Below are 16901 nucleotides of genomic sequence, written 5' to 3'. Positions count from 1 at the left end.
CATCCATCCCGTACGAGACGAGACGGAGAACCCAAGTATGTCGTCCCTCCTGCGCGTTCAGGGTCGGATCGGCCAGCGCACCCTCTTACTGACGACCGCCGCCGTGCCGTTGACCGGCTGGGCGGTCCACGCGGTCACGCTGCACAAGCAGCTCGCCGCCACCCGGAGGGACCCGCTGACCGGCCTGTTGCGCCGCGACGCCTACACCGCCCGCGCCCGCCGGATCCTCTCCCGGCACGGCGACGGCGCGGCCGTGGTCATGGTCGACGCCGACCACTTCAAGCAGATCAACGACACGGCCGGACACCCGGGCGGGGACGCCGTGCTCGCCGCGTTCGGCGCCCGAATCACCGCGTGGGCAGGCCCGCACGCTGCCGCCGGCCGCCTCGGAGGCGATGAGTTCGCGGCCGTCCTGGAGCTGCCCGCCGACCGCCGCGAGCAGCGCCTCGCGCAGCTGGCCCGGATGCTGCACACCCCAGTCGTCCTGGACGACGGACGCACCATCGCCGTCGCCGCCTCGGTCGGCGCCGCGACCCCAGACGTCCTCGGCACCCGCGACCTGACCGCCCTGCAGAGGGCAGCCGACGCGGCCCTGTACGACGGCAAGCACTCCGGCCGCGCGGTCCTCGCGACGGCGCGGCACATCACCGTGCCGTCCATCAACGGACGCCGGGCGGGCAGACCGGGCACGGCCGTGTGGGGGCGGGCCGCATGAGCACCGCGACCCTGCCCGAGGGCGACTGGATCCGCGGCATCAGCATCCGGCAGCCGTACGCGGCCTGCATCCTCGCCGGCGCCAAGACGGTGGAGAACCGGCCCGGTCGGTGGCGGACCGGCTGGGTGCTGCTGCACACGAGCAAGACCATCGACCAGGCCGCCCTGCGGAGCCCGCTGATCGGTCGCACGATCCGCGGCCGCCAGCTGGTCACCGGCGCGGTGGTGGGCGTCGCCCGGATCACCGACTGCCACCAGGACCCCGAGGGTGCGCCGCTCTGCTCGGAGTGGGTGCACCCGGGCGCCTGGCACTTGGTGCTCGACGACGTCCAAGAACTCCCCCTGCCCGTTCCCGCGCGCGGGCAGGTCGTGCCCTGGAAGCCGAAGCCGGACCTGCTGGAGCGCGTGTTCCAGCAGCTGCCCGCCTTCCGGCCGTGACCCGCCCGGGACGCACGAAGGAGAAGCCGCCGTTCGAGCCGGGACTGATCCCGGCACCCGGCGAACATCTCCTCTGGCGTGACGGCCAGCACTTCGACCGCTGGCAGGACCTCCCCTGCACGTTGTGCGGCCGGCCCACGCCCATGCGCCCCCACGCCGGCGAGCCCGTGCACAAGGCATGCGCTCAGGACTGGGTCACCGCCAACCCCGTTGAGGCCCGCCTCGGGCGGTTCGCCTCCGACCTCGCGCCGAAGCCCAAGGACCAAGGCGACCACGCCTGACCTCCACGTGGAGGACCCCATGAGCAGCACCGACCGCAACGTCGACCACGCCCTCGCCTACCCGGAGCCGCCGGCCTCACCGCCGTGGCACCGCGACGGTGCGAAGGCCCGGCCGCTCACCCCCGCGCAACAGCGGCGCAACCGCGAGCTCCTGGTGCTCACGCAGAAGCGCCCGACCCGACCCCGCTTCCCTCGCCCCACCAACACCCTGGCGGAGGCCAGCTGATGAACCTCCAGACGCACCTCTCCATAGACGGCTACGTCGACGCGATCCCGGCCCCCGGCCTTGGCTGGGGCACCGCGACGTTCGACTTGATCCACTCCCCCGCCGACGCGGACACCATCGCGCCCGACACCGTGTACGCCTGCACCACCGCCGATCCGGACTTCGCCAACGTGCTCCTGCGCGAGATCCAGCCCGGCGACCTGCTGCGCGTCCCCGGCACCGCCACGCAGCCCGACGACGACCCCGACGCCCCGGCCCACTTCACCGTCGTCGGCCTCGAGGTCCTGGAGGCCGCCCCGGCCCCCGTGCTGTACGACCTCGTGCTGGAGCGGTTCGGGAACTACGTCGTCGTGTTCGACGCCGACCACGACCAGATCCCGGTGTTCACCGCATCCGGCCGGTGGGTCGGCGAAGCCGCCAGCCCCGACGTGATCAGCGACCTGATCGACGCCTACGAGGAAGGCGGCCCGCGATGACGACCACTCTCCCCGCACAGCGCACCGTCCTGGAACGGTTCCCCGCCGGCCATCCCCGCGGCTCATGGCCCGCCGACGAATACGCCGCCGCCCAGCGCGCCCAGGGCACACCGGACGCCCGGGTCGTGATGGACCTGACCACCGGCAGCTTCCTCGTCATCACCGAGACCACCCAGTAGCACGCGCCACCGGAGCGCCGCCCGCCTCTTCCGGCTGGGCGGCACTCCGGCGCACCCACACCCACCGAGATGGAGGCCCTCATGCCCGACGTGTTCATTGACTCCTTCGGTGCCCACAGGTCAGCCTCGGCGCCGCCACCGCCAAGCTCAACAGTCTGAGCCGGGCCCCGGCCGACGGCCGGCCCCAGCTGGTCGACCTCGGCATGCCGGTCTTCACCGACGAAACGACCTGAGCGGACGGGCGCCTTCCGTAGGCGACCGTCAGGAGCCGCTGACCGGGGCGGGCGCCGGCAGGCGCCCGCGGAGGGCGCCTTCGAAGTCTTCGGCACGCGCCAGCTGGACCCGGAGCTTCTCGACCTGCTCGGCAGCGGCCTCCTGGTAGGTGCGGACGCGGTCCAGCAGGGCCTCGCGCTCTTCGGCGCCGAGCGCTTCATCAGCGTCGAGCCGATCGGTCACGTCCAGCAGGTCGCGCATTTGGTCCAGGGTGAAGCCGAGGGGCTTCATCCGGCGGATGACCATGAGCCGGGCGACGTCGTTCTCGGTGTAGAGGCGGAAGCCGCCCTGCGAGCGGGCGGAGGGGACAACCAGGCCCGTCTCCTCGTAGTGCCTGATGGTGCGCAGGGACAGCTCCGTGCGCGCGGCGACCTCGCCGATCTGCATGTGCTTGTCGTCCACGCCCGTGATCCTCTGGCTCTTCTCGTCGGCGGCGTTCTCGGCCCGGGTGGGCACTAACGATCTCTACTCTAACGTTAGGGTAGAGTTGCTAGTGGTGAGGGTGGCGCGCGACTGCCCCGCCGTTGCCGTGTCGGAGGCGATGATGCCCCGGCGAAGATCCAATTCTTGCAGGAGAGACGCGTGCGCGAGCCCATGACGCCCGGCGCCGCCGCCTGCCCGCCGTGAGGCTTCGCCCCCGGACGTGAGGTAACGCCGCGCCCTTGCGTAGGCGAGCCCCGTCCCTCTTCGACTTCCGGCTCCGTCCTCCACGGGGCCGTCCGCGGGGGGCCGGCCCGGCCTCTCCGCGTCCTCCCGCACGTCCCGGCCTGCCGTTGGGGCGTGCCCGAGCCCGACAGGTTCCGTCTGCCTTGTCTTCTGCTGCCACTGCTGTCTCCCCGGTCGCGCGCCTGCGTGGCCTGAAGCCTGACTGGATCTCCGACCCGAAGGTGTGGCGCACCGAGGTCCTCGCGGGCCTGGTCGTCGCGCTCGCGCTGATTCCCGAGGCGATCTCCTTCTCGATCATCGCGGGCGTCGACCCGGCGATCGGCCTGTTCGCCTCGTTCACGATGGCCGTAGTCATCTCGATCGTCGGTGGCCGCCGGGCGATGATTTGGGGAACACCGACTTCCGCGAGTGGTCTCGTGATGCGGACGACGACGGCGTCTACCGTGAACCCGCCGAAGACGCATAGACGGCAAGCGGCGGCAGGACGCGTCCCCCCGGCACTGCCGGAAGCAAGATGTTGAGGGAGGGCGCAGCGGACGGACGTTGCGCGCAAAAGGGCAGGGCCGTAAGCCGGAGCGGCGTTGCAGGCGGCGGCGTAGGGGTTGGTGCCACTCAACCGGGTGAACAACCCAGGTCCGGATGAACCGGGTACTATCCGCGGGCGTCGACCAGGGCATGAAGCCGATCAGGGACGAACACGTCACGGAACCAGGGCTCGTCGTCGTAGACGTCGCGGTCGCAGACGACGCCACCGCTTTCGCCTTCCAGAAGGCGCTCGCCGGACGCTGGGCGACGGCGACAGACGACCGGACCACCAGGACACCCGGGGAGCAGGGCGTCCGGCTGCGCTGCTACCTCGACCTGCGCCAGGAGCTTCCCGCCGCAGCCGCCCCGCCTACGGAGCCGACCGTGGCGTAGGGCTCACGGCGAGGCAGAGTCCTCGCCGAACAGCGGCACCTGCGCCACGTCGACGTCCGAGCGGACACGGTGCGGCCGGACGGGATGACGCCACCGTCCGAAGCTGTCCCGGGCGACGACGACGGCCACCTCCAGCATGCCGAAGACCACCACCGCGGCAAGCCGTCAGACGCGCTGCACGCCATCGACCACCCGGACCCGGACGCCGCGCTCAACCCGGCGCGGCGGGCCCGCTGCCGCCCACGCCCACCGGCAGGCCGCAGCGCCCGAGGAGATGGGGAGGGCCGGCCGCCCGACTCAGCGACGTGGCTGCGCACACCGGAGAACCTGGCACGGCTCGCCGCCACCCGCACGGCCAGCGCCCGCCGCCGCGCCACGAGGAGGAAGAGATTCCGGCGCCGCCACAAGCACGAGCAGCGGCACCAGCAGCCCGGCCCCGGCCAGGGCGAGGGCCTCCAGTCGCGATGCGCTGCAGACCTGTCCGGCGGGACGGAGGACGATGTTGCCGCTCCTCCAACGCCGCGCGCCGCCGATCGTACGGACAGCCGGTCAGGTCGGTGTCGCCTTGGTGAACCAGGTCGAAGGCGACGTAGTGCACCGGAAACTGGCGCACTGCCTCAGCCGCACCGGTCCCGGGCCGCGGGCCGGGCGAGACGCTGCTGCAGCCGCTCGAACGCGAGTCGGCCCTCCCCCCACACGACCAGTTCGCCGTCCAGGCCGGTGTCCGCTGACAGCTGTGTGAGGGCCGCAGCCCGGATCTCGGGGAATGAGCCGGTCATGTCTGTTCCCTGCCTTGAGCGCAGCAGTACCCGGCCGTCCGTGTGAACGGCGAGCTGGGCGCGGAAGCCGTCCTTCTCCAGGCTGGAGGGTGTCTCGTGAGACATGGGCGATGCCGAGTGCCTGGGGCGAACGCCTGGAAGTCGTTGAGCTCAGCCGGTCAGCCGGTCAGATCGATCAGTTGCTGTCTCTCGTGGGCAGGATGTTCCGGACTCGAGGTCGACGCCGTCGTCTGTCGTTCTTCGCTTCAGGCCACTGCGGTGCCGGTGGCGAAGTGTGCGATCGTTCGCGGGCCGGGCGGCACCCGCGGGATCCGCCCATGCACGACCGGGCCCAGGCGCTGTCATCTGCTGTTCAGCCGCCCCACAGCACGGCGATCTCGCGAGCGGCGAAGAAAGTGGCCACTGCTGCCCCGAAGCCCGGCATCGCCAGCACGATGAGAACCCCAAAGAGCATGCCCACGAGGCTGATGTCCTCTTCTGCGTCGCCGGGGTGTGCGGGGTCGTAGGTGACCTCGATCGGGTCCGTGCCGGTGCCGGTGCGGGTTGACCAGTACGTGTAGTCCTGGCCGGTGACCGTGGTGTACGTGTACACCTTCAGCTTGTCGGTGTAGTGCGAGAACTGCGCCATGACGGTGATGCCACGCCGTCTCACCCGCCATTGCCTCACGAGCCACTCAATCCCGCCATAGAGGAATAAACCGCACCCGTAAAGACCGCCCGAACAACAGAGCACTATGAGCGCCCGGCTTCCGCCCCCGATCACGCCCACGGCCGGTCACCAGCCCGGCATAAAGCAGGCCGCCCACCACCACGGTGGCAAGCCTCCACCCCGAGAGCCACCTCCGCCCGGGCAGTGAACGCACATCCACCAGCGACAAACCGTCCACGGAGCCGGTGCCACCGCCGGACGGCGGCAGCAAATGACCGACCGTCCGTCCGAAGGCGGCAGCGCCCGCCGCGGAGACACCCTCGATGCGGTAGACCGTCGGCTCCGCCCCACCCAGCAGTTCGATCTCGACGCAACGTCCCTCCGCCCGCACCTCCGCTATCGCTTCCATCGGGATCCAAAACTCCCTGGCCGGTCTGCGCAGCACCACCACCTCACCCTCCAGACGAAGCGCCGTACGCCGCCTTCCGCGCAGAACCAGCGCGGCAGCCGTTGTCGCCATTTCCGTCCCTCCCCCTCCACGGGCCCGCCCCTGAAGCCAGCACAACCCGCTCGGGACCGGACGGACCGGCCTTCGACCCCGGCACATACACGAGAGTCACGCATCCCCCCGAGGCCGACAGCGAACGGCCCCGCCGGGGACACGGGATATCAGTCAGAGCCACGCACCGGCCGGCACCTGCTCGGCTGCCGCGAAAGCGCCGTCGTCATCTGATGAGACAGCCTCAGATGTCCGGAGAACCGTCCCACTTCGGCTCGGCGGCCCACCCGGCGGGCAGGGCGGGGCTGTCCACGGCCACGGTCAGCATCGGCTCGGGCAAGAACCAGGTCATGGGTGATGCCTTCCCGGGCCTTGACCCCGGATCCTGGACACTCGAGACACTTGGATCTTGAGTCCAAGGAGAACGGGTGTCCCGTGGTCATGAAGCGCTACCCGCCGGAGTTCAAGGCGGACGCGGTCGCGTTGTACGAGTCGCGGCCTGGAGCGACGATCAGGTCGGTCGCCGCTGATCTGGGGGTCAACCCGGAGACGTTGCGGAACTGGGTCAGGGCGGCCGGGGCGAGTCGGCCCCGGGGACGCCGGGCGGAGGTTCCGGCCGAGCCGCCCACACCGCTGGAGGCGGAGAACGCCGCTCTGCGCAAGAAGGTCCGCGAGCTGGAGGAAGAACGCGAGATCCTGCGGAAGGCGTCGAAGTATTTCGCCGGGGAGACGCGCTGGTGAACCGCTTCCAGTTCGTCGCCGACCATCAGCGCCGCCACGGCGTGAAGCGGCTGTGCATCATCCTCGGCATCGCCCGCTCCAGCTTCTACTACTGGCGCCGAACGGCTGCGGACCGGGCCGCACGGCAAGCGGCCGACGCCCGGCTCGCCGTCCGAATACGGGCCGTGCACCGGGAATCCGACGGCACCTACGGTGTCCCGAGGATCACCGCCGAGCTCCGCGACGAGGGCGAGCGGGTCAATCACAAGCGGGTCGCCCGCGTGATGCGCCAGGCCGGCCTGGCGGGTCTGCGCTTGCGCCGCAGGCACCGCACCACGGTGGCGGACCCGGCCGCGGCGAAGGCTCCGGACCTGATCGGCCGCGACTTCACCGCGAGTGAACCGAACACGAAGTACGTCGGTGACATCACCTATCTCCCGCCACACGGAGGGTAGTTCCTCTATCTGGCCACCGTCATCGACCTCGCCTCGCGCCGCCTCGTCGGCTGGGCGGTCGTGGATCACATGCGAACCGACCTCGTCCTCGATGCCCTGGCAGCCGCCCAACGGACCCGCGGCAGCCTCGCCGGGGCAGTCATGCATACCGACCACGGCGCCCAGTACACCAGCCGGGCGTTCGCTGACGCCTGCCGCCAGGCTGGCGTCCGTCAGTCCATGAGCGCGATCGGCAGCTTGGCGGACAACGCGCTCGCCGAGTCGTTCAACGCGCCGTTCAAGCGAGAGACGCTCCAGGGCCGAAGGAACTGGTCCAGCGAGCGCGAAGCCCGCCTCGACGCGTTCCGCTGGTTGCACCGCTACAACACCCGACGCCGTCACTCCCGCCTCGGACATCGCAGCCCGATCGCCTACGAGACAGCGTTCCGAGCAGCATCAACTACGCTGACACCAGCTGCATAACCCGTGTCCAGGATTCGGGGCCAAGGCCCGTCGCTGCCGCACACGTGCAGGCCCTCCTGGTCGAAGTGGACGGGACGCCCCGGGCGGCCAGGAAGCGGGCGGTCTCGGTGACTTCCGGCTCGGTCGACGGGTGGTGGGTGATCAGGCTGGTTTCGTGCGTGCGGGCGGCGCCGTGCCGCCGCGGCGTGCGGCGTGGGCGATGTCGGGCCAGGCGGCGGGGTCGTCGTCCGTCCGGCTCGTGCGGCAGGCACCGGCTCGCCGCCTGCCCTCCCTTCGAGGTTGGAGGCGGCTGGCGCCGGACGCGACCGCTGGACGGGACCGTCGATCGCTGGTTCCCGCCCGAGACAGAGCCGGCACCGTCCCATTAGGCTGGGTGCCTCCACCGCAGGCGCACTGAGAGTAAGCAACGGGGGCGGGTGAACTCATGACGGAGGCAACGGAGTTCCGGGTGAGCGATGGTTCGGTGCTGCGCGTGGAGGTCGACGGTCCCGCGCCGCCGGACAGCGACGCGTACGAACCCGTGCGCAGACGGCCCGGGAACGCCGCGAGTGCCGCGGCGGACACCCTCCGGCAGGCTGTCGACCGCGTCCGTCCGGCCGTCCAGGACGTTCTGGCCTCGCTGCGGACCATGCCGCAGGCTCCCGACAGGGTTTGCCTCGAATTCGGGGTGAAGCTCAGCGCGGATGCCGGCGTCGTGCTGGCCCGCGCCGCTACCGAGGCGCACTTCAAGGTGGCCCTGGAGTGGGAGCGACGACCCGCCGGTGCCGGCCGGGACGACGCGGACGACGAGCCGGACCCGGGCGCGGAACCCGGCGGTACCGGCCGGGACGGCGCCGATGACCAGTCGGCCCCGGACGCGGAGCCCGCCGTTGACGGCGGCTGAGACGCCGGCTTCCCCCCTCCCGTCGCCAGGCGCGGAGTTCGAGCAGGGGCTCGCCCGGCTCTTCGACCACCAGGGGGAGCTGCTGGGCGCCGGATTCCTGCTGGCGCGGGACCTGGTGTGCACGTGCGCGCATGTGGTGGCCCACGGCGACGGGACGGAACCGAGCCGGCCGGTCGAACCGCTCGCGGTCGACTTCCCACTGGTGCCCGCAGGAACGCGGGAACACGTGACCGCCACCGTCATCGCCTGGCATCCCGCCGATGACATCGCGGTCCTCCGGCTCGACCGCGCGGTCGCCGGTACCGCGCCGCTTCCCCTGGCCGGTCTCGACGCCCCGCTGTACGGCCGTGCGGCTCGCCTGTACGGCTTCCCGGAGAGCACCGACACCGGTGTGAACGCGCACGGCGTCCTGCGCGGCGGCCAGGGCGCGGGCCTTATCCAACTGGACGCGGGACACGGCAGCGTGGCGATCCAGCCCGGCTTCAGCGGCGGTCCGGTCTGGGACGTCGAAGCCGGCCATGTGGTCGGCATGCTCGCCACGCGCGGCCGTGCCGGACTCGACGGTACCGCCTACCTCATCCCCGCCCCGCGACTGGCCGCCCGGGCGCCGGACGCCCCCGACGACGCCGGCCCGTTCAAGGGTCTGCTGCGCTTCGAGGAGAAAGACGCGCACCTGTTCACGGGGCGTGCCGTGGAGACGGACGCACTGGTCGCGGCGGTAGGCGAGCAGCCGCTGACCCTGCTGACCGGGCAGTCGGGCACGGGCAAGTCGTCGCTGCTGCACGCAGGTCTGCTGCCGCGGTTACGGGCGGCTGAAGCCACCGTTGTGGTACGCATCCCCCAGGAGGCGGACGGCCCGGCCGCGACGCTCGGCGAGGCGCTGCTGGCCCTGTGGCGGGCGGCCGTACCCGAGGGAGATGCCGGGGCGCTGCTGGCAGTCGTACGGGAGGCACTGGCCGGGGACGCGGTCGCGTTCGCCGCGCTGCGGGAGGAACTGAGAGGGGCCTTCCGGGACCGGATGGGTGTGCTGGTCCTGGACCAGTTCGAGGAGTACGCCGCCACCGCGCCGTCCGCCGCCCGGCAGGTAGTGACGTGGTGGCGGGAGCTGACCGTCAGCACGTCGACCGGCCAGGGGATACGGGCGGTTGTGTCCGCCCGGCACGCCACGCTGGACGTGCTGTCCGCCGTGCTGCTGGCCGCCGAGCGGGCCCGAGCCGTCGTACCGCTGGACCCGCTCCCTCCCGAGGCACTGGGCGAGGTGATCTCCGCACGGCTCGCTGCGATCCCCGGGGCAGGCCTCCAGGACGGGCTGAAGGAACTGCTGCTTCGTGATGTCCAGGACGCCCAGGACACACGCGGCGAGAGCAACGCCCTGCCGCTGCTGGAGTTCACCATGGCCGAGCTGTGGCGGCGACGTTCCGGGGGACAGCTGACCCTGACCACCTACCACGAACTGGGCGGTCTGTCCGGTGCGTTGGCGCGGCATGCGCAACGCGCTCTCGACGCGGCCCTCGCGGAAGGCGTCGCCGACGAACAGACCGCGCGACGCCTGTTCCAGCGTCTGGCACGCCCGGACGGACTAGGCCGGTTCCTGCCGGATACCGTGCCGGTCGGCGAACTTGACAAATCTCAACGGCTGTTGGCACGGTACATGGCACGGCAGAAACTGCTCGCCTTCACCCTGCCGCCGCCGGGCGACGCCCTCGGTGAGTCGCTGCGCATGGCTCATGAGGCTTTGCTGCGGGAATGGGAGTGGCTTCGCACCTGTCTGCGCGAGGGTGAGGAGTTCCGTGCCTGGCAGTCCCAGGTCGCGGAGCAGGCCGCCGCGTGGGACGCGGAAGGCTGCCGTCCGTTCGTGCCCGTCCCGGGGAAGCTGCTCACCGCCGCGGACCGGTGGGAACCGGAACGCGACCGCGACATCACCGCCGTGGAGCGGGCCTACCTGACGGCAGGACGGCGTCACGCGCGACGGGGCGCGTACGTGCTGCGCGGGTTCGCTGCCGCCGTCACCGCTCTCACGCTCATAGCGGGCTGGCTGGCCTGGGACGCCGGCCGCAGCCGCGACCTCATCGCGAGGCAGCTGCGCACCGGCGCCTCCGAACAGCTGGCCGACCTCGCACAGGAACGGTCGGCGAACGACTTCGGGCTCTCCGTGCAGATGACGATGGGTGCATGGGCGACGGCCCGCACGGACAAGGCCCGAGCCCAGCTGTTCCGGCAGTACCTGCGGATGCGGGACGTGGAGCGGATGCATGCCGGGTTGTGGCCGGGAAGCGTGGACCGGGTCACGGCCGCCTCGCGGACGGATGTACTCGCCGTGACCACCGATCCCGACCGGGGCCGGAGAACGGTCACCGTCGTCGTTGGCGCCGGCACGGATCACCCGGAGATCCACCGCCTGCATGGAGTCCCCACACAGGACTCACGGGACACGATCAGCGACGACGGACGCTGGTACGCCATCGCGTCCGCAGACGGATCGGTCCGGCTCTGGGAGGTCGGCAAGGATCCCGAACCGCGGCTGGTCACCGGGGCACGACCGGAGTCGGATGACGTGTACGACTCCTCGCTGGACTTCTCCGACGACTCCTCCCGCCTGCTGCGCCTCCACTCCTACGGCAACCGGCGCGCGAGCGGCGGGATCGACCAGCGCGGTGCGCTCGACATCTGGAACGTGCCCGCGGCGACCCCGGTCACGGGAACGGGGCGGATGACGGCGGGCCGGGTGGTGGACGGCGCCGCATTCGCGGAGGGGACCGACCAGGTGACCCTCCATTGGGTCCGCAGTCCGTTGTCCGGTCGCTACCTGTCGTCGGCGGGGGTCTTCTCCCTGTCGACCGGGAGGGAGCGACGACGGCTGGTGACGGACGTCAACGCGACCAATGCCTTCATGGCCCGGGGCAAGGTGCTCTCCGTGAACGGTGCCCGGCTGGACGCGGATGTGCGGCTTGTGCGCGTGGACGGCGGCGTCGTGGCCGGGGCAGCTCCGACCCGTTTCTCCGGGACCGACGCCACGGGTTACTACCGCACGTACTTCCGCTCTGCCGAGTCCAGCGGCGACGGCACGGAGTACGGTGTCGTGTCCGCCGCGGGTGTTCTCTCCCGTGACACCTGGACAGCGGTGGTCCCCACCAACGACACGTCGAGCGAGAACGTGACGACGGCGATCTGGTCCCGCGGTTCGACCGGACGTCCCCTGGCGGTGGCGGCGGTCGGTGACGGCCTCGTACGACTGCGCCTCAACAGGGATGTCGAGCCGCTGCCGTTCAGCGCGTCCGTGAGCCAGCCCATGGCGCTGGACCCGCACCACGACAGGTTCGCGACCCTGGAGGAGGGTCGGCTCTATCTGAGCAGCCCGGGTGCCCCGGCGCGCAGTGTGGCGCTGCCGGAGGAACCGGAACACCCCGAGTGGGCGCCGTTGTGGGTGAGTTCGGACGAACGCGACAGGGTGGCCGTAGGGGACACGAGGAGTCTCAGGCTCGTGCTGTACGCGGCCGACGACCTGGCCAGCCGTCTCGACGTCGATCTCGCCGGGCACCTGCGCGGCACGGCCGGCAAGTCCGCCATCGAGTCCATGGCCCAGCTGGACAACGGTGAACTGGCCGTGCTGCTCACCTCCAACGACGTACTCCGCGTCGACCCCACGACGGGCGCCGTCGTGTCCGCTCCGGTGCGCGTGGCACCGCCCGGGTCCAGTCCCCGGCCGGCCTTGACCCCCAACGGTCAGCTCGTCGCACGCCCCGGCCACCCTGGGCAGGCGCTGATCGTCCCCGGCTCCGGGCACGGCGACGGCCGACTGATGATCTGGGACCTGGTGAAGGGCAGGCGCGTTGCGAACTGGTCCTCGCCGACCGGCGTTGCCTGGTCCCTGGACCGGACACCCACCGTGTTGTTCAGTCCGGACGGCAGTCTCGTGGCCGTGGGCCACAGCGACCGCAAGCTGCGCTTCTGGGACGCGGCGACCGGCCGCCGGACCGGTGGCGCCGTCCCCTACCCGACTACGACGAAGCCACTCGCGTTCATCGGCGACCACACCTTCGTCTCCTTCACTCTCGACCGGGGCCTACGGCTGCACCGCGTCTCGGACGGCGGCGCGCTCGGGGAGGGCCCGGCCAGCGTGAGCACGGACCCGTTCGCCACGACCGCCTCCGGCACGCACGTCCGGCTGGCCGCCGGCGGCCAGCTCCAGAGCCTGGACGTCGACCCCGTTGCCTGGTGGCGCGACCTGTGCCGGGCGGCCGACCGCCCGTACACGAAGGACGAACGCGCGCGGTTGCCGGCCGGCGCACGCACCGACCGCCCATGCCGGGCGTGACGGAGAAAGCGTCGAGGTCGACTGCGGCGAGTACGGGCGCGTGGCCGGTCAGCCGGGTCCAGGTGTGTTCGGCGGCGTCGCCGTGATGGGAATGGCGCAGTGGTCGGTGGTCGTGCTGGCGCGGATCACGTGGCGGGGACGAGGCGGAGTTCGCCGGTGCTGTCCAGTCGGCCCAGGCGCTGGATCAGCGCGGCGAGGGAGATATCTCCGGTGATGAGGCCCGCCCCGCTCCAGTACGAGCGTGCCGTCCTCGCCGGCGTGGTGGTGCGCGAGAAGCTGCGCACCGCCACCGCCACCGCCGTGCGGGGCCGGGCGTACGACGTCGTCGCCCACCAGCAGGCAGCGATGCCCGAGCATCTGCTCGCGCCCCCGGCCGCCGAAGTCAAGCACGACGACCAAGAGCCGGAGGCCAGTCCCGGGGAGGTGATCGACATGACCGCGCTGCGGGCCTTGCGAAAGTCCCGCACGGACGTGGAAGCCCTCGATCTCACGGCCGACCGGCTGCGCCACCTCCAGGACGCGTTCGCCAAGGCGGGCGACGACTCCCGCGTCCGCGCGAACCGCAACACCGTCCAGGGCGACAATATTGGCCCGGTGCGCCCGGACGGCCAGCAGGCCCCCCGCCCGCAGAAACCCGGACCGCACCGCGGCCGGGCGGCCGGCCGCTGAGTGCATCCGATGCTGCGTTTCGCACCGGCGATGCCGCGCACCACTCCACTCGGTGGGCTCCTCTGTCCTACCTCATCCGGTGGCCTCCACCGAGTGGCCCTCACCCGCCACCCGGTGGCATCCACTCCTTGGGGGAGCAGCGGACCATCCCCGCAGGCGGGGATGGTTTCTCAGTTGTCGCCCAGCCCGCAGAGCCGAGACAGGCCAGCGGGCTGGGCGCACCCAGCTGGGTGAATCCATCGGGCTGGCGGAACCCTCGCGGGGGTCGCGGCGTGGTGTTGTACGTGAACCCGATCAACGAGACGCACATCAGAGAGCCGGGGCTTGTCGTGGTCGACGTCGCGGCTGCCGATGACGCAACCGCCTTTACTTTCCAGCAGATGCTCGCCGGCCGGTGGGCGACAGCGACAACGGAGCGCACCACGCGGGACCCCGGACAGCCCGGCGTCCGACTGCGCTGCTACCTCGACCTGCGACAGGAACGTCCCGCCCGCAGCTGAGACGGCCAGGGCCTGAGACGGCTCATACCGAGGTGCCATCCTCGTCGAACAGTGGCACCTGTGTCACGTAGAGGCCCGTGCGGATGTGGTGCGGCCGGACGGGTCGTGGTCGACGGCCACCTGCAGCACAAAGAACTGCGCCGGTGCAGACTGACCGGTGCCGACGTCCTGGCCGTCCAGCGACTTCGCGGACGTCCGCTACGTCTTCTCCGTCATGGATGCCGCCCGGAGTGCTCAGCCAGGGCACGGCCCGGGTGGATCCGCACGTGGACGCCGTACTTGCCGCCGTCGACGTCGCCGCGGTCTTCTCCACCGTCCGCGGCAAGTTCGCCCGCCGCCACGTCCTGGCCGAAGCCCGCCGGCACCTGCTGGTGACCCTGCGCGGCCAGGAGTTCACGCGCGGCCTGGACGACTACATCGCCCACCGTGCCCTGTCCGACCACTCCCGCCAGTCCACCGTTGCCCAACCCGCCGCCGGACCCCGGCCGCCGACCAGCTCTTCTACACCACCGACTTCGCCGCGCCCGATCGCTGGTGGATCGCCGGCAACGACGGCAAGCCGCCCCGCGAGTCGTCCCGGTACGAGCGGGCCCGGGTCGCCAGCTTCGCCGTGCAGAACGCGATCCGCACCGCACGCCCCTCACCCGCCGCCGCACAGGACGCCCCGCCGGCCGCGACCGCGTCAGCGGCCGCGCACACCGAAGACCACTACCGTGACCAGCCGTCAGACGCGCCGCATACCGTCCACCACCCGGACCGGGACGCCGCCCTCACCCCGGCGCAGAGGGCCGCCGCCGTCCACGCGCATCAGCAGGCCGCCATGCCCGGGGAGTACCTGGAGGGCCGGACAACCGACCCGGCGACGTGGCTGCGTACACCGGAGAACCTGGAACGGCTCGCCGCCTTCACCCGCGTGGCCAGGGCCCGCCGCCGCGCCTTCGGGGAGGGAGAGATCCCGGACCCGGCCACCGGCCCGGCCGGGCCGGTCGACCGGCGCCGCCAGGAGCACGAACAGCAGCAGCACCAGCAGCCCGGCCCCGGCCAAGGCCAAGGCCTTCAGCCGTGACGCGCGGCGGACTCGAGGTGGACCTTGGTTGTCAGTCCTTCTCGGGATCGGCCGAGGGCGTGATCGTCCGGTTCGTCCGGCCGGTGCCTCCCCCTTTTCGGCCGGTGGAGCGGCCCCGGCCGCTACCATTTGCTGCTCACCGTGGACGGCCGGCCGGTGCGGCACGGCTGGTGGGGCCAGGAGGAGACCGCGCGGGACAAGTTCCGGCGCTGGATCGGCGAACGCGGCGCCAGACCGGGCACCCGCGTCACCCTCCTCGATGAGGAGACCGGTGCTGTGCTGGCCGACTGGCCCGACCCGCGGTAGTCCCGGTACCGTCCGCGGGTTACGCGCCGGCCGTGCCGTCCTCTGGCTCCGGGTGCCGTACGGCCTTCTTCACGGCCTGCTCCAGCTCGTACCAGCTCGTCTCGGCGCTGGCGGCGTGCTCCGTGACGGCCGCCTGGAAGGCGGCGGAGGCCTCGCGTCAGCGGCGCAGCCGGGCGTCGTAGTCGTCACCGGTGAGGCCGGCGAGCCGGGCCCGCTCCTGCACGGCGGAGCGCTCCAGGCTGATCAGCTCGTCGGGGATCTCATGCACACTCATGGATCCTAGGCGGCGGCCGCACAGCGCCGGCGGCTGCCCCCACCGGCCGATCGGGTACAGCACCTTCCGATGATCAGCCGGCCGTCTGGCCGGGGCCGCCGCCGACGTCCACGCTCGCGCGGGGCCGGACCTGCTAGATGCGTCTGCAGGCCATCGTTCGTATCCCCTGAACGGGTAGAGGCTACGGCTTACCGGGCGCGTCGCACGCAGTCGCCACGACGAAGAGCACGACCAGTGATCTCCGAAAGGACTCCGTCGTGCGCTTCGCCCGGACCGCCGTCCTCGCCACCGCCCTCGCGGCCCTGCTCGCCCCCGTCACCGCCCATGCCGCCCCCGGCCGCTGATCCCACCGGGCGCGCCGAGGGCCGGGCCGTCACCCTGCCGGTGCGCGACGCCCTGGCCGCTCTGCCCGTCCGCGATGAGGACTGCACCGGGTATGAGCGCACCAAGTTCAAGCACTGGGTCGACGCCGACAAGGACGGCTGCACCACTCGCGCCGAGGTGCTGAAGGCCGAGGCCGTCACCGAGCCCGAGCAGGGCACGAACTGCCGGCTGAGCGGCGGCCGCCGGTACTCGCCGTATGACGACCGCTACATCGCCGGATCCAGCGGGCTGGACATCGACCACCTGGTCCCGCTCGCCGAGGCCTGGGACTCCGGCGCCTCTGCCTGGTCATCGGCGGAGCGGCAGGCCTACGCCAAGACCTGGGCGACGAGCGGGCGTTGATCGCGGTGTCGGCCGCGTCAAACCGGTCGAAGGCGGACCAGGACCCGACAACGTGGCTGCCGCCGGCCACCAGCTACCGCTGCCAGTACGTCAGTGACTGGGTCGCCGACAAGACGCGCTGGGGCCTGGGCATCGACCCCAGCGAAGAGGCCGCCCTGTCCAAGGTCCTCAGCCACTGCCCCAACGCGCCGGTCACCGTTACCTTCGCCCGGTAGGGGGCGGGCGCGAGGATGCCGGCGCCGATATCGCCGACCGGGAGGCCGCCCTGGACAGCACATAGCGGCAGCGGCCGGACAGGGCGAATCTGTCCGGCCGCTGCGGCTACTCCAATGGGGTTGGGGTGGCACGTGCCGTAGGGCTCTGAGCCAGTGGCGCGCGGCGGGTAGGCGAGAGCTTGTCCACCAGCCACACCAGTCACAGTCCGTGA

General features: G+C 71.7%; 22 protein-coding genes and 2 pseudogenes. 17 read left to right on the top strand and 7 right to left on the bottom strand.

Annotated features, from left to right (window positions below):
* Positions 1–37 precede the first annotated feature (37 nt).
* From ACZ4W9_RS28895 to ACZ4W9_RS28870, 6 genes are read left to right on the top strand one after another with little or no spacing between them, the layout of a single operon-like run.
* Positions 38–715: a GGDEF domain-containing protein gene (locus ACZ4W9_RS28895; protein WP_467940703.1), complete on the top strand. Its 678-nt coding sequence runs from the start codon at positions 38–40 to the stop codon at positions 713–715.
* The gene (locus ACZ4W9_RS28890) at positions 712–1152 is read left to right on the top strand and encodes an ASCH domain-containing protein (protein WP_467940701.1); all 441 of its coding nucleotides are present in this window, start codon (positions 712–714) and stop codon (positions 1150–1152) included. Before ACZ4W9_RS28895 ends, ACZ4W9_RS28890 begins: the two co-directional genes overlap by 4 nt.
* Positions 1149–1433 (top strand): hypothetical protein, encoded by a 285-nt coding sequence (locus ACZ4W9_RS28885; protein WP_467940699.1) that lies wholly within the window; start codon positions 1149–1151, stop codon positions 1431–1433. Before ACZ4W9_RS28890 ends, ACZ4W9_RS28885 begins: the two co-directional genes overlap by 4 nt.
* 19 nt (positions 1434–1452) lie before the next feature.
* Complete coding sequence (locus ACZ4W9_RS28880) at positions 1453–1659, top strand: hypothetical protein (RefSeq protein ID WP_467940697.1); 207 nt, start codon at positions 1453–1455, stop codon at positions 1657–1659.
* On the top strand, positions 1659–2135 hold the full coding sequence (locus ACZ4W9_RS28875) for a hypothetical protein (protein WP_467940695.1): 477 nt from the start codon (positions 1659–1661) through the stop codon (positions 2133–2135). Before ACZ4W9_RS28880 ends, ACZ4W9_RS28875 begins: the two co-directional genes overlap by 1 nt.
* Positions 2132–2314, top strand: a complete 183-nt coding sequence (locus tag ACZ4W9_RS28870) for a hypothetical protein (RefSeq protein WP_467940693.1) — start codon at positions 2132–2134, stop codon at positions 2312–2314. Before ACZ4W9_RS28875 ends, ACZ4W9_RS28870 begins: the two co-directional genes overlap by 4 nt.
* Before the next feature lie 261 nt (positions 2315–2575).
* On the opposite strand, the gene ACZ4W9_RS28865 is transcribed toward ACZ4W9_RS28870, so the two are convergent.
* Positions 2576–2989, bottom strand: a complete 414-nt coding sequence (locus ACZ4W9_RS28865) for a MerR family transcriptional regulator (protein ID WP_467940885.1) — start codon at positions 2987–2989, stop codon at positions 2576–2578.
* A 407-nt stretch (positions 2990–3396) separates the two neighbouring features.
* On the opposite strand from ACZ4W9_RS28865, the gene ACZ4W9_RS28860 reads away from it, so the two are divergent.
* Positions 3397–3774 carry a SulP family inorganic anion transporter gene (locus ACZ4W9_RS28860; protein ID WP_467940691.1) on the top strand — a complete coding sequence of 126 codons (378 nt, stop codon included), beginning with the start codon at positions 3397–3399 and terminating at the stop codon, positions 3772–3774.
* Positions 3775–3892: 118 nt separating this feature from the next.
* Positions 3893–4171, top strand: a complete 279-nt coding sequence (locus ACZ4W9_RS28855; protein WP_467940689.1) for a DUF6207 family protein — start codon at positions 3893–3895, stop codon at positions 4169–4171.
* A gap of 3 nt (positions 4172–4174) precedes the next feature.
* On the opposite strand, the gene ACZ4W9_RS28850 is transcribed toward ACZ4W9_RS28855, so the two are convergent.
* From ACZ4W9_RS28850 to ACZ4W9_RS28835, 4 genes are all read right to left on the bottom strand, one after another.
* Positions 4175–4309: a hypothetical protein gene (locus tag ACZ4W9_RS28850; protein ID WP_467940687.1), complete on the bottom strand. Its 135-nt coding sequence runs from the start codon at positions 4307–4309 to the stop codon at positions 4175–4177.
* 479 nt (positions 4310–4788) lie between these two features.
* On the bottom strand, positions 4789–5055 hold the full coding sequence (locus tag ACZ4W9_RS28845) for an ATP-dependent DNA ligase (RefSeq protein ID WP_467940685.1): 267 nt from the start codon (positions 5053–5055) through the stop codon (positions 4789–4791).
* A gap of 247 nt (positions 5056–5302) precedes the next feature.
* Positions 5303–5578 carry a hypothetical protein gene (locus tag ACZ4W9_RS28840; protein WP_467940683.1) on the bottom strand — a complete coding sequence of 92 codons (276 nt, stop codon included), beginning with the start codon at positions 5576–5578 and terminating at the stop codon, positions 5303–5305.
* Between the two features lie 46 nt (positions 5579–5624).
* A complete protein-coding gene (locus tag ACZ4W9_RS28835) occupies positions 5625–6119 on the bottom strand; it encodes a hypothetical protein (protein ID WP_467940681.1) in 495 nt (164 codons plus the stop codon).
* Positions 6120–6533: 414 nt separating this feature from the next.
* On the opposite strand from ACZ4W9_RS28835, the pseudogene ACZ4W9_RS28830 reads away from it, so the two are divergent.
* The 5 genes and pseudogenes from ACZ4W9_RS28830 (at position 6534) to ACZ4W9_RS28810 (ending at position 14102) form a co-directional block, all read left to right on the top strand.
* A pseudogene (locus ACZ4W9_RS28830) lies at positions 6534–7735 on the top strand (IS3 family transposase).
* Positions 7736–8159: 424 nt separating this feature from the next.
* Complete coding sequence (locus ACZ4W9_RS28825) at positions 8160–8618, top strand: CU044_2847 family protein (RefSeq protein WP_467940679.1); 459 nt, start codon at positions 8160–8162, stop codon at positions 8616–8618.
* Complete coding sequence (locus ACZ4W9_RS28820; protein WP_467940677.1) at positions 8605–12933, top strand: nSTAND1 domain-containing NTPase; 4329 nt, start codon at positions 8605–8607, stop codon at positions 12931–12933. The genes ACZ4W9_RS28825 and ACZ4W9_RS28820 overlap by 14 nt, the downstream gene beginning before the upstream one ends.
* 213 nt (positions 12934–13146) lie before the next feature.
* Complete coding sequence (locus ACZ4W9_RS28815) at positions 13147–13602, top strand: hypothetical protein (RefSeq protein WP_467940675.1); 456 nt, start codon at positions 13147–13149, stop codon at positions 13600–13602.
* Between the two features lie 284 nt (positions 13603–13886).
* Entirely contained in the window at positions 13887–14102 is a 216-nt protein-coding gene (locus ACZ4W9_RS28810) for a DUF6207 family protein (RefSeq protein WP_467940673.1), read from the top strand.
* Between the two features lie 212 nt (positions 14103–14314).
* Here ACZ4W9_RS28810 and ACZ4W9_RS28805 read toward each other — a convergent pair whose 3' ends face one another.
* Complete coding sequence (locus ACZ4W9_RS28805) at positions 14315–14545, bottom strand: hypothetical protein (protein WP_467940671.1); 231 nt, start codon at positions 14543–14545, stop codon at positions 14315–14317.
* Positions 14546–14712: 167 nt separating this feature from the next.
* On the opposite strand from ACZ4W9_RS28805, the gene ACZ4W9_RS28800 reads away from it, so the two are divergent.
* A complete protein-coding gene (locus tag ACZ4W9_RS28800) occupies positions 14713–15168 on the top strand; it encodes a hypothetical protein (RefSeq protein ID WP_467940669.1) in 456 nt (151 codons plus the stop codon).
* Here ACZ4W9_RS28800 and ACZ4W9_RS28795 read toward each other — a convergent pair.
* A pseudogene (locus ACZ4W9_RS28795) lies at positions 15162–15266 on the bottom strand (IS5/IS1182 family transposase); the annotation flags it as partial. The gene ACZ4W9_RS28800 and the pseudogene ACZ4W9_RS28795 overlap by 7 nt on opposite strands.
* A gap of 43 nt (positions 15267–15309) precedes the next feature.
* Here ACZ4W9_RS28795 and ACZ4W9_RS28790 point away from each other — a divergent pair.
* The 3 genes from ACZ4W9_RS28790 (at position 15310) to ACZ4W9_RS28780 (ending at position 16689) form a co-directional block, all read left to right on the top strand.
* Positions 15310–15474 carry a hypothetical protein gene (locus ACZ4W9_RS28790; RefSeq protein WP_467940667.1) on the top strand — a complete coding sequence of 55 codons (165 nt, stop codon included), beginning with the start codon at positions 15310–15312 and terminating at the stop codon, positions 15472–15474.
* A gap of 598 nt (positions 15475–16072) precedes the next feature.
* Positions 16073–16474 carry a hypothetical protein gene (locus tag ACZ4W9_RS28785; protein WP_467940665.1) on the top strand — a complete coding sequence of 134 codons (402 nt, stop codon included), beginning with the start codon at positions 16073–16075 and terminating at the stop codon, positions 16472–16474.
* Between the two features lie 5 nt (positions 16475–16479).
* On the top strand, positions 16480–16689 hold the full coding sequence (locus ACZ4W9_RS28780; protein WP_467940663.1) for a hypothetical protein: 210 nt from the start codon (positions 16480–16482) through the stop codon (positions 16687–16689).
* The last annotated feature ends 212 nt before the right edge of the window (positions 16690–16901 follow it).

The organism is Streptomyces sp. NPDC029296 (assembly GCF_055569255.1).
This window is presented reverse-complemented; position numbering and strand designations above follow the sequence as displayed.

Excerpts from the sequence above, each read along its gene's own strand:
- ACZ4W9_RS28895 (WP_467940703.1), top strand. The coding sequence starts at position 38 with ATGTCGTCCCTCCTGCGCGTTCAGGGTCGGATCGGCCAGCGCACCCTC.
- ACZ4W9_RS28890 (WP_467940701.1), top strand. The coding sequence starts at position 712 with ATGAGCACCGCGACCCTGCCCGAGGGCGACTGGATCCGCGGCATCAGC.
- ACZ4W9_RS28880 (WP_467940697.1), top strand. The coding sequence starts at position 1,453 with ATGAGCAGCACCGACCGCAACGTCGACCACGCCCTCGCCTACCCGGAG.
- ACZ4W9_RS28875 (WP_467940695.1), top strand. The coding sequence starts at position 1,659 with ATGAACCTCCAGACGCACCTCTCCATAGACGGCTACGTCGACGCGATC.
- ACZ4W9_RS28870 (WP_467940693.1), top strand. The coding sequence starts at position 2,132 with ATGACGACCACTCTCCCCGCACAGCGCACCGTCCTGGAACGGTTCCCC.
- ACZ4W9_RS28855 (WP_467940689.1), top strand. The coding sequence starts at position 3,893 with ATGAACCGGGTACTATCCGCGGGCGTCGACCAGGGCATGAAGCCGATC.
- ACZ4W9_RS28850 (WP_467940687.1), bottom strand. The coding sequence starts at position 4,309 with ATGCTGGAGGTGGCCGTCGTCGTCGCCCGGGACAGCTTCGGACGGTGG.
- ACZ4W9_RS28845 (WP_467940685.1), bottom strand. The coding sequence starts at position 5,055 with ATGTCTCACGAGACACCCTCCAGCCTGGAGAAGGACGGCTTCCGCGCC.
- ACZ4W9_RS28840 (WP_467940683.1), bottom strand. The coding sequence starts at position 5,578 with ATGGCGCAGTTCTCGCACTACACCGACAAGCTGAAGGTGTACACGTAC.
- ACZ4W9_RS28835 (WP_467940681.1), bottom strand. The coding sequence starts at position 6,119 with ATGGCGACAACGGCTGCCGCGCTGGTTCTGCGCGGAAGGCGGCGTACG.
- ACZ4W9_RS28825 (WP_467940679.1), top strand. The coding sequence starts at position 8,160 with ATGACGGAGGCAACGGAGTTCCGGGTGAGCGATGGTTCGGTGCTGCGC.
- ACZ4W9_RS28815 (WP_467940675.1), top strand. The coding sequence starts at position 13,147 with ATGAGGCCCGCCCCGCTCCAGTACGAGCGTGCCGTCCTCGCCGGCGTG.
- ACZ4W9_RS28785 (WP_467940665.1), top strand. The coding sequence starts at position 16,073 with ATGCCGCCCCCGGCCGCTGATCCCACCGGGCGCGCCGAGGGCCGGGCC.